At 40.2% G+C, this 11,529-nt stretch carries 6 protein-coding genes; all 6 read left to right on the top strand.

All coding sequences use genetic code 11. The features are described from left to right. Positions 1 to 4 precede the first annotated feature (4 nt). Positions 5 to 214 (top strand): copper chaperone CopZ, encoded by a 210-nt coding sequence (copZ, locus tag V1502_RS09250; protein WP_409254064.1) that lies wholly within the window; start codon positions 5 to 7, stop codon positions 212 to 214. 328 nt (positions 215 to 542) lie between these two features. Then, complete coding sequence (locus V1502_RS09255; protein WP_409254065.1) at positions 543 to 1,391, top strand: hypothetical protein; 849 nt, start codon at positions 543 to 545, stop codon at positions 1,389 to 1,391. Between the two features lie 357 nt (positions 1,392 to 1,748). After that, entirely contained in the window at positions 1,749 to 2,879 is a 1,131-nt protein-coding gene (gene spoIIP / locus V1502_RS09260; protein ID WP_409254066.1) for a stage II sporulation protein P, read from the top strand. A gap of 205 nt (positions 2,880 to 3,084) precedes the next feature. Next, positions 3,085 to 4,557: a multicopper oxidase domain-containing protein gene (locus tag V1502_RS09265; protein ID WP_409254067.1), complete on the top strand. Its 1,473-nt coding sequence runs from the start codon at positions 3,085 to 3,087 to the stop codon at positions 4,555 to 4,557. Positions 4,558 to 5,567: 1,010 nt separating this feature from the next. Continuing rightward, positions 5,568 to 6,056: a PepSY domain-containing protein gene (locus V1502_RS09270; RefSeq protein WP_409254068.1), complete on the top strand. Its 489-nt coding sequence runs from the start codon at positions 5,568 to 5,570 to the stop codon at positions 6,054 to 6,056. Positions 6,057 to 7,316: 1,260 nt separating this feature from the next. Further along, on the top strand, positions 7,317 to 11,495 hold the full coding sequence (locus tag V1502_RS09275) for a multicopper oxidase domain-containing protein (protein ID WP_409254069.1): 4,179 nt from the start codon (positions 7,317 to 7,319) through the stop codon (positions 11,493 to 11,495). Positions 11,496 to 11,529: the final 34 nt, after the last annotated feature.

Raw genomic sequence — 11,529 nt, forward strand, 5'->3', positions numbered from 1 at the left:
TAAAATGGAAAAGGTTTTGCTGCAAGTAGATGGTATGTCATGCGGTCATTGTGTAAAAGCGATTGAAGGAAGTGTCGGGAATTTAAACGGAGTTCACAATGTAAAAGTACATTTGGAACCAGGTAATGTGGAAGTTGAATTCCATCCCTCCGACGTAACCGTTGACAAGATCAGAGAAACGATCGATGATCAAGGCTACGATATTAAAAATTAGGTTAAACGTTTCGTAGTTAATGAGGTATGGTTACCATTAATTATCTGGGTGGCAATCTCCTGGCTGCTAGTGAAGGCGACAGCAAGGAGTATCTGTAATACGCAGGGTTACTACCGAAAAAGACTGGCCATAAAGTGAGAAATGTGTCTATTTAGATACATTTTCTTTAGGCATCTGATCAGCTTTTCCTTGGAGGTGCAGCTCTTTTAACTTTTATTTTGAAAAAAAACCTCCATGACTTACAAAGCAGTTATGGCTCTTTTGTGCGGTTTCGATTATACTTATAACACTTCGTTTGCAAAGAGAAAAATTATAGGAGTGGAGAAAGATGAAGAAGTGGGCTGTATCTGCAATTGTATATCTGCTATTGGTAGTTGGGGGATATACACTCTATTCACAGGTATTCCAACCGGATAATGAAGCTTCCAATGAACATAACGAAAATCATGAAAAAGATACAACATCTGAAGAACATGGTGACCATGGAGAAGCATCAACTGAAACGGCCTCAGATGAAGTGCATGGAGAAGGCTTGCATGAAAGTGAAGTCAATGTTGATATAAAATCAGAAGGTGATACGATTACCATTTCTTTAAAAGATAATGACGGCAGACCTGTAAATGAATTAGAAATCAACCATGAAAAATTACTTCATTTAATCATTGTCGGTTCTGACATGGAAACATACAGACACTTACATCCCCAAAGAATTTCAGAAGGCATGTTTGAGGCAGACCATGATTTAACTGAGGGAAGCTACAAGGCGTTTGTTGATTTTAAACCAATCAATAAAAAATACCATGTAGAACCCATTCCTTTTAAAGTTGGTCAACAAAATGGGGAGCACCATCAACCAAAACTGACAGAGAGTGACGACTTTACAATCAACAACAGCGGACATCAAGTCACATTAACCCCAAGTTCTTTCAAGGCAGGAAAAGAGGTACAATTGAACTTTGACTTAAATGGAGAAGTTTCCGAACAATACCTTGGTGCATTAGGGCATGTGGTAATAGTAGATTCAAATGCTCAAGAGTATCTTCATGTTCATCCTTTAGAAGGGAAGGAACCTGTCTTTGCGACAACCTTTGAGGAACCAGGACTTTATAAATTGTGGGCAGAATTTAAGTTTGATGGTGAGGTTTTTGTATTCCCATATGTTATTAGGGTGCAGTAATATTAGTATATTTTCTATCATAATAATAATATAACTGATATAAAAAAGCAGTTCATAGGCGGACGATTAGATAGTGCCCCTGGTTGAACTGCTTTTTATTTTATGCAATGTTTCAAAAGGTGGCATGGTAAAAAGGACGCACATTTTTTAGAATTTACACTTTATAATCTGATAAGAAACACATCAGCAGCTATAGCATTAGGGCTATATCATCGGTGGAATACACCGTTATAACCGTTTTTGTTTATCTGCAGCGAACTTTTCTACTATTGCAAAACTCTTATTTTCAATGCGTCATTCTATCAGGGACTTCTCTTTCATATTCATAATAGTAATTGAGAAAGAGAGGTTATACTCATGATGAAAAATCGCAATTCCATTTGGTCGATAATTAGGAGTGGAAATATATTTGCAATCTACCTATTAGTGCTAGCATTGCTATTTAGCATTGTCTTTCTTATATCTTCGACAAACCTAAAACATTCTATGTACTTTTCCGTGTTGAAGAATCCGGGTAACACGATTCCCCATCATTTATTGATGGATTTGCTGGCGTTTGAAATCCCCCATTTCAAGTCAGAATTCTATATAGATGATGGAGAAGCGACCGATACCTATTTAAGTGCTGCCTTCAATATTTTGACTGAGATAAAACACAATGATTTAAGCAGTCTATTAGGGAAAGAAATACCGGGTTTTTCATTTTTTAATACAGAAATTGCGGTTGCTGGACTAGGTACAGATCTCACCACACTTCCTATTGAGTCACCGCCTCCAATCGAAGCACTTTTAGAGCAGGAAGATGTTGCTGAGCATGGAAATGAAAATTCCGGTAATGAGAGTGTTGAGGAGGCCTCAGTGTTCATCTATCATTCTCATAGCTGGGAGTCATTTAAACCGTTAATGGGTGAGGGTCAGAACGATGCGGCAAGCACGAATCCGAAACACAATGTAATTTCAGTCGGCAGCATGCTAAAAGAAGAGCTGAATAACAAGGGGATTGGAGTCCAGCATAATACTTTAAACATCACACAGGAGCTGAATAGCCGTAATTGGAATTACAAGCATTCTTATATTTTATCAAGGGAACATGTGCAGGAAGTGATGACAAATGGAAAAGAGATTAAATACTTGATAGATATCCATAGAGATTCACAGCCTAAGAAGATCACCACGATAACGATTGGGGGGGAATCTTTCGCAAGGTTATTTTTCATAGTTGGAAAAGAAAACAAAAACTATGAAGCAAACCTTCATTTTGCGACGAAACTTCATCAAGAGCTTGAAGCGAAATATCCTGGTATAAGCAGAGGAGTATTCATAAAAGGTAAGGATGACGGCAACGGTGTTTACAATCAAGATATAACCGATAGAGCGATGCTGCTGGAGTTTGGCGGTATCGACAATACCATGGAGGAGCTGAGAAACTCTACTAGGGCTTTTGCCGAGGTCTTTAGCGATTTTTTCTGGAAGGCTGAAGAGCTATAGAACACATTTAGTTTCCTGAATGGTTGAAAAAATGGATGTTTAATATGTAATAATCAAGGTGATTTCTCATTAATTTATTAAGTGCAAACTTTTTTCATATTTGGTGGGTATACTCCTTTGGTAAGTTAACCTTCCCGAAGGAGTATTTTTTTGGCTTCTTTCTTAGGGGTGGGGGTATTTAGAAATAGAAAGGATGGATTAAATGATGAAAAAATTCATTGTTTTCATACTCACTGTCCTGGTACTTTCCGCTTGCAGTGATGATGAACGAAAACAAGGGGACACAAGTATTACGGAATTATCAAATACCGAAAAGGTGGAAAAACAAAAAGAATTCACAATCTCTGCAACCGAGGAAGACTGGGAAATTTCCGCAAACAGAACGATAAAGGCGTGGACTTATAACGGCACAGTCCCTGGTGAAGAAATCAGGGTAAAAAAAGGAGATTATTTAAAGGTGAAGCTTGAAAATCACCTTTCTGAACCCGTTACTATTCATTGGCATGGTGTGATACTGCCAAATCCAATGGATGGTGTAGCCGGTATCACGCAAAATGCTGTTCAGCCAGGGGAAAGTTTTACGTATGAATTCCAAGCGAAAGAAGAGGGAACCTATTGGTATCATTCACATCAACAAAGCTCCAACCAGGTGGATAAGGGATTGTATGGTGCTTTTATCGTTGAAGATACAGAGAAGACATACGATACAGACAAAGTGCTGATTTTTGATGAGTGGGCTCTTGATGGCTCTGACGGTGAAGGCATGATGGGAAATATGGGTAATATGATGGGGGGCATGATGAACGGCGATATGGGTGAAGGTGATATGGATACCAATATGATGTATAGCACCTTATCCATGAACGGGAAGTCCGGGAGTGCTGTAACGCCACTAGAAGTACGAGAAGGTGAAAGGGTAAGGTTGAGGCTGATCAATGCAGGGTATGCGAAAAGAACTCTGGCATTTAATGGTCAGACATATAAAATGGTGGCGAATGATGGGAATGAAGTGAAGGAGGGAGCAGAAACGAATCAACTGCTCGAAATAGCTCCAGGAGAAAGAATTGATGTGGAATTTGAATCAGGAAACTCTTCATGGACAATAGAAGAAACAGGAGACAATGGCAAGTTGACAATACCAGTATATGTTTCTGGGAACCGAGAAGGACTTACCGCTGAGAAACCAGATTCAAGCGTATTATCCTTTTCACAATATGGTGAGATGAAAGAATTATTCGATAAGGACGTTACACCTGATCTGGAATATAACATGGACTTAGGAGTCAGTATGGGAATGATGCAGGGCGGAATGAAGTTTACCATCAACGATGAGACGTTTCCAGATACAGAAAACATTAAGGTCAATGAAGGGGACGTTGTGAAAGTGAATCTGACAAATGACAGCATGCTGGACCATCCTATGCATCTCCATGGCCACCATTTTCAAGTGGTTTCAAAAAACGGTGAAAAACTGGATAAGCCACTGGTAAAGGATTTGATCAATGTGAAGCCGGGTGAAAGCTATGAAATCATCTTTAAAGCAGATAACCCGGGACATTGGCTGCTGCACTGTCATGACCTGGTTCATGCAAACAATGGCATGGTAACTGTAGTGAAATATGACAGCATTTACTCACCATTCGAGTTAGAAGGTGAATTTGACAATCAACCTGAATAGAGCAGAGCGGTTAAATGTTCTATGTAATAAATAATTATAAATCATACAGGGAGATATTCCGGCAAAGTGCTAGCTTGGGTACATGCTCTTCACGATAGGAGTGTGTATATGCAGTCTATAAGCAAGATGGAGACATATAAAGGATTATTGATCGTGGCATTTGGCCCCATCATATAAATGTAGCCGCTTCCCCCTTGGAAGCGGCTATTCGAAGTTAGACACAAGAATTCCCTTTTTGAGTCTACTGCCCTTTCGTCTCCCATGGAAGTAGGGGCAGTTGTCCCATAATGGGAACGTAAAGCCGGCAATTGATCCGCCTGCGATCCATCTTTTTTAGGAGTTTGTTAGTTATGGTATTCTGGCAAACTATGTTCTCCGCTATTTCTCTATCACAAATGATCATTAAGTAAATAAGATTTGACTAGAGAACAGCCTAAGGAAATTCATTTGGATTCACTATTACTGAATGTTTTTTGGGGAAGTTTTTTAAGTGGAAATAACCGGAAAACATAATAGACTGCAAAGCTAATCCAGTGGTACGACCCTGGAAGTCATAAGATTGAATAAAGTGTTTATTTCATGTGGAGAAATTTCTTATAGAATCATTGCAGATACTTCAGGCTTAAATATGGCTTTAAAGGCGAGAAAAGTTTCATGGACCTAAGTTCTTTGCTGAAAAGGGGATGAATAACTATGGAATATGTTTGTTAGAAGCCAAGAATTCCATATCGGTTGAAAGATAGCTATGGTCCAGAATATTGGTATCACTATTTTGATTTTATTGCTGGTTTTTACCTTGAATGTAAGGGAGATCTTTAGGAAGTACTTTATAAGAAGTTAAGGAATTGACCAGAGAATTGGTTGCAGATGATCATTAAGACATGTTGATTGATATTGATTTATCTTTCTTAAAGCTAGTTTGTCAAATTTTACAGTCACTATTTAGATTTCTAGGTTGCTCCTAATGAAACAAATCTGAAATGGTTAGACGGGGGAGGGGAATCAATGTGATGAAAAAGGCAGTTTTATTAGTCATCTTAACGTTTATTTTGCTTGGAGGTATTGTTGCCTTTACAGCGGGAAATAGCATGATAGTCGATTCTGTGTCTCAAAAGAAAACACAATCAAATGAAACATTCGTAAAAGAGTTAAGTGATAACGAAAGAAAATTTGAACACCTGGAGATTGAACTGGATGAGGAGCATAAGAAAACATTTTACAAAAATGAGGGTCACTACAGTAGTGGAATGAAGACTGGAGGTGCCAGTGAGATTACCGTGAAAGAAGCAGAAACCTTGGCTTTGAGGGAAATCCAAGGAACCGTAATAAAGGTTGAAAAAGAATTTGAACATGGAAAAATTGAATATAAATTTAAATTGCAAACTGATTCAGGTGAAACAGAGGTCAGAGTTGACGCTGTTACAGGGGAAATCAGCAGGATTAAGTACAAGAATAATAAAGAAGATGATAAACGGGAAGGTAAGCAATCTAAAGAATAGAAATAACAAAAGTAGATGAACCAGAGTATGATTGAGGGCCCTTGAGTATCTAATCAACATTTTTGCATAACTCGGATAAAATGGAAATGAATTATTAGGTGAAAGTGGCAATGCTGGTTAACAGCTTTGCCATTTTTTTCATGGATTTGAAAGCATCTTAGTATGCTGGAAAATTTCACAGGAAAAAGGGCATTTTCAAAATGGAGTATGAATAGAAATTAACTATTACAAAGTAGTCTAAAAGGAGTGTGAGCAAAGTTTTGGATTAGACGGTTAAATAAGTGAATGCAATTAATTCATAAACAGACGAGAGTTTTGTAAATATAGGGGGTAAGGTATCGTAACTGCAAGTAATATGCCTTCATGTGTCTTCAAAAAACAATTGTCTGAAGTGAAGGGCATTATTTACAGTACTTTAATTTCCGGTGACACACTGAACAAATGAAGACATTTAATACAGAAAACAGTGGTACTCCTATTTTTATGGATTAAAGAAAGATTATTAGGCAGAAATTTCAAAACCTGTAAATCCACAATTTAAAGAAATACAGTAAATGCAGCAATAATCCCCCAAGATGAACCTCCGGCTTTCTATATTTGCGGCTAGGTTCACAGCCGTTCAATTCGACCAGATGAAACAAAAAGGTCGAGTCCCCCAAGCAGATACAAATTTTTATTATGACAATATTAACCCTCCATCTAACAGGCTGATGGGCCCTCAGGAAGACATTGCTTTCATTCCGTTTCTTTCTGAGGAGGAGATGCCTTTCCACCTAATATTACTACTATGTCAGCAAGTCAGCAGCTTTTTGAAAATTATGGCTCTTCCTCTCATTTCCCTGCCCTTTCTTACGAAAAGGGAGTCCCTGCTTATACACCAGCCTTTCGTCAATATACCCAGCAAATTCGTAATCGCTTTAATTGTAAAATATTTACAAATTATTTTATGCACTAAGCATTCGCTTTATGACACTAGATTCTTCACTGACCTACTTGGCTTCTTTTCTTTTTACTAATGCATGGGTACTTACCGTCACAATTTAGTGAAGAGGGTGAGAATGCTCGGATGTTTGGTTTTAACCGGAGCAGCTGAATATAAAGCCCCTTCTTGTCTAAGATCTGAGGACGTCAGAATGTGTAATTGTAAATATCCTCTCTGTTTAAAGAAAGTTAGACCGCCTGACTCTAAATATTCCGGATATTAAATTAAAAAGAATTGATTAAGCCGGATAAAAAATGACGCAGAGGAAGTGGGAAAACTTGAAAAAAAGAATTTCAATTTCTACGCTGCTAATAAGCTTTGTGTCTTTGGTGGCATTAATAATTGCCGCCGTGGTGCTCGTTGTTCAATTACCCTCTCAAAAAGCAACAGATTCAGAAGGACCGGCTAAAGAGATGGAGGTAGAAGCAGATACAGAAAAGCTATCTCAAGTGGACGCAGTTCTTCCAACCCAAGTAAAAGCTACTGTGTCTAAACCGGTTAAAGCCAATATTCAAAAAGGTGAGTCAGTTTGCAATGAAGGAACTCCGACAAGGCATTTTAATATTGCAGCTTTTGAAGTTGATATTGTTTATAACAATTTTGGAGATCATGATCCAAACGGGAAACTATATGCTCTCAAGGAAGATGTAGAAAGTATTAAACAAGCAGTAGAAAGAAGCCCTGGGAAACCGGTAAAAGAAATTCAGCCTTTAACCATAAGGGCTAACAAAGGTGACTGCATCAGTGTGACATTCACAAACGAGCTTAGAGAGAATGCTTCCATTCAAATACAGGGTGTTGATTATAACGTGAAAAATTCAGATGGAACTGCTGTTGGGTATAATCCTGATTCTACGGCAGAGCCTGGGAACGAAGTGGAATACATTTGGAATGCTTCGGAAGAAGGGACTTTCTATTTTTCTAATGGAGGGGATTATACTTATTTCACAGATCCTTCAGGCGGGAAGGGTACCTTGGGTAACGGGCTGTTCGGGGCATTGATAGTGGAGCCTGAGGGAGCGATTTGGACCGACCCGGAAACAGGAGAAGAGTTAAAAAGCGGGCTTTATGCAGTTATTGAACACCCTAGTGAGCCTGACTACCGAGAATTTGCTCTGTTTTTTCATGATGGAATTTCGGTAGTACCAGGCAAACCTCAGAAACAAGAGGATAGTCTACCCGGTGAAGGAGAAATAGAACAGGACCAAGAAGATGAGAAGGGTGTAAAAGAACTATATGGAGTAAACCTAAGGGCTGAACCTCTTGATGAACGGGTTAAAAATGCTCTTACAGAAGATGGAGAGGACACGACCATGTTTTACTCTTCCTGGATTTTCGGAGATCCTGCAACTCCTATTACACCTGCGTATGTAGGAGATCCCGTACAATTTAAAATCATTGGGTCGGGCGGGGAGGAAAACCATGTCTTCCATTTACATGGGCATCGATGGAAAAGTGACACTAGAAAAACAGAGACAGTTGATTCCGAGACGGTGAATATTGGAGATGCTCAGACAGTAAAAATCAAATTCGGAGCAGGTTATGTACTGGATGGTAAAGGTGCTGCCGGTGACTACTTATGGCATTGTCACCTCTTCCCTCATTATATAGAGGGGATGTGGGGGATAATGAGGGTATTTGACACGCTTCAACCGGAACTGCTTCCTTTGAAGGACAAAGAGTCACCGCCTCTTGCAAATGAAGAGAACCCAGGCTTCCCTGCTTATATTCCAGGAGAGGTTGGTCAACGTCCGCCTACATCGCCCGACCCTGAGCTGCGTCCACCTACTGATGAAGAAAAAGCTGTGTTTAAGAGCCTTAAGCCGGGGGCGCCGAATGTTGATCGATGTCCTAGAGATGCCCCTCTCAGAACATATGAGGTCTCAGGGATTGAAACTAAGATCGTTTATAACAATGCTGGCGATTATGACGCTGAAGGACGCATGTTCGTTTTAAAAGAGAATGAAGAAAGGATACTAAGCGGTGAAATGAGGCCGCGTCCACTTGTTATACGTGCAAATCTTGGAGATTGTGTAGAAGTAACCCTGGATAACCACCTTTATGAGGCAGAGGAACCTAACTCATTATCTATGCATATTCATTTTGCGGCGTTTGATCCACTTGGGTCTGATGGAACCACAGTAGGATGGAACTACAATCAGGGGGTACGGCCAGGAGAAAAGATTCGCTATCGCTGGTATGCCAATGAAGAAGGAAATATACTGTTCCATGACCATATGTCTGCGGGGGAAAAAGGTTTCCATGGAACATTTGGTGCTTTGATTGTTGAACCGCCAGGATCTAAATGGCTTGATCCGAATACCGGTAAAGAAGTTAATTCTGGGACCGAAGCCATTATTGTTACCCCTGATCAGCCCGATTTCCGTGAACAGGTTCTCATTTACCATGATTTTGTAAGACTTTGGGATATAAACGGCTCAATGCTCCCGTTGGAAGCCGATCCTTCCAATCCAATTCATGCCCATGGATATTCAGCAGTCAATTATTCCAATGCACCCTTTTTTAGAAGAAGCAGTCACGATCCCGCGTATGTATTTAGTTCGTGGGTCCATGGAGACCCTCAAACACCAATCATTGACACCTACCCAGGCGATCCTGTAAAGATTCGTTTGATACAAGGTGCCCATGAGACGCAGCACAACTTTAATTTGCATGGTTTGAATTGGAAAAGAGAACCGGATAATTCGAATACAGAACTTACTTCTACCCAAACAATCGGCACCTCAGAGCAATATACAATGGATATTCAGCCGAATCCAGTGGGAGTCAAACAACGTGATTACCTTTGGTCTTCCCAACCAATAGAAGACTTGTGGAGCGGTTTATGGGGATTCGTCAGGGTTTGGGGCGAGGAGAAAGAGAATCTGATTAAACTCCCTGACCGTGAGAATTTGAAAGAAAAAGTTGATAAAGTAAAAATGAATAAGATGAAAAAAGAAGGAAAACGACCAAAAAAGGCCGATAATCCCGGAAGTCTCTGCCCGAAAGAAGCACCGGTCAAAAAGTTTGATGTTACTGCATTTTTAAAGGAAATAGAGTATAACGAATGGGGCGATCATGACCCATTTGGCATGATGTTCGCCTTAACGGAAGATGTAGAAGCGATTAAACACGACACAAAGCCGACGGAACCTCTCGTCATTCGGGCTAACTCAGGCGATTGCATTCAGGTTACACTGCGAAATGGTCTGCCATTGGATCCACCAGAGAACAAAAATGACCCTGACCTGCTTATGGCAAAACAGGTTACATGGAACTTCTCCAACCGTGTATCCCTCCATCCCCAAATGCTTCAATATGATGTGCAGGGTTCTGATGGTGCAACCGTTGGCTATAACCATGACCAAACAATAGGTCCTGGAGAGACAATACAATACACCTGGTATGCTGACAAGGAATATGGCGGCACGATACTTTATGATTATGGCGATATCCGCAGTCACCGTTTGCACGGAGGTTATGGTGCTCTCATTATAGAACCTAAAGGGGCTCAATATCGTGATCCTGCGACTGGTGAAAGTCTGCGGTCTGGAGCACGCGCGGATATAATCGTTCCAAAACAGCCTGACTTTAGGGAGCAAGTCCTTATGTTCTCTGATGGTCTCTACACAATTGGGAAAGATGGAACTCCTCCTACACCAGGGGAAGCAGATCCCAATACCGGTGAAAGCGGGGATTTAGAGGACCGCGGGGAAAAAGGAATAAATTATCGATCTGAACCATTTAGACATCGCTTGGCCCAGAATAAAGATAAGTCTTTGGTCTTCAGCTCAGTTATTCATGGTGATCCTTCTACACCGATTCCTGAAGCCTATATAGGTGATCCAATCAGATTTAGGGTAATGCAGACGGCTGATCGATCAAGGGGCAGTGTATTCACCCTTCACAGTCACCGCTGGCATTATCAATGGACTGATCCAACTTCCAAGTTGGTCTCCAGTCAAGGATCGTTGACACCCGGGGAGACTTTGGATATCATGCCTGTACAAAATGACAATTTAATGAATTTTGCCGGGGATTACCTATACAGGGAGATGAAGCTTAGAAGGTATCTTGAAGGAGGCCTATGGGGTATATTCAGAATTCATGGCCAGCCGGAAACAAAGCTTCGCCCGCTGCCAGACCGGCTTCCAAGCAAACCTAAGCACGTAAAGTTCAGTCCTGACAGAAAAACAATCACTTGGGAATTGCCTGAAAGTAATAACATCGCTGGCTTTAACATTTATCAAAAACGGGATCTCGAACAGCGTTTTCTTAAGATAAATAAAGAATTAATAAAGGATGCCTTTTTTATCGTACCAACCTTCCCAGATAGTAATTCGGTTGAATTCAGTGTCACTGCGATTGATCGATATGGCAATGAATCACAATTCAGTAATTCCATAAAAGTAAAAAAAGAGAAAGACAAAAAGAAAAAGACAAAAAATAAAGATTGATTACTGGTGAATTTCTACCGGGGGAGGTAGTAAT

Source organism: Rossellomorea sedimentorum (genome assembly GCF_046237645.1).
Lineage (GTDB): Bacteria > Bacillota > Bacilli > Bacillales > Bacillaceae_B > Rossellomorea > Rossellomorea sedimentorum.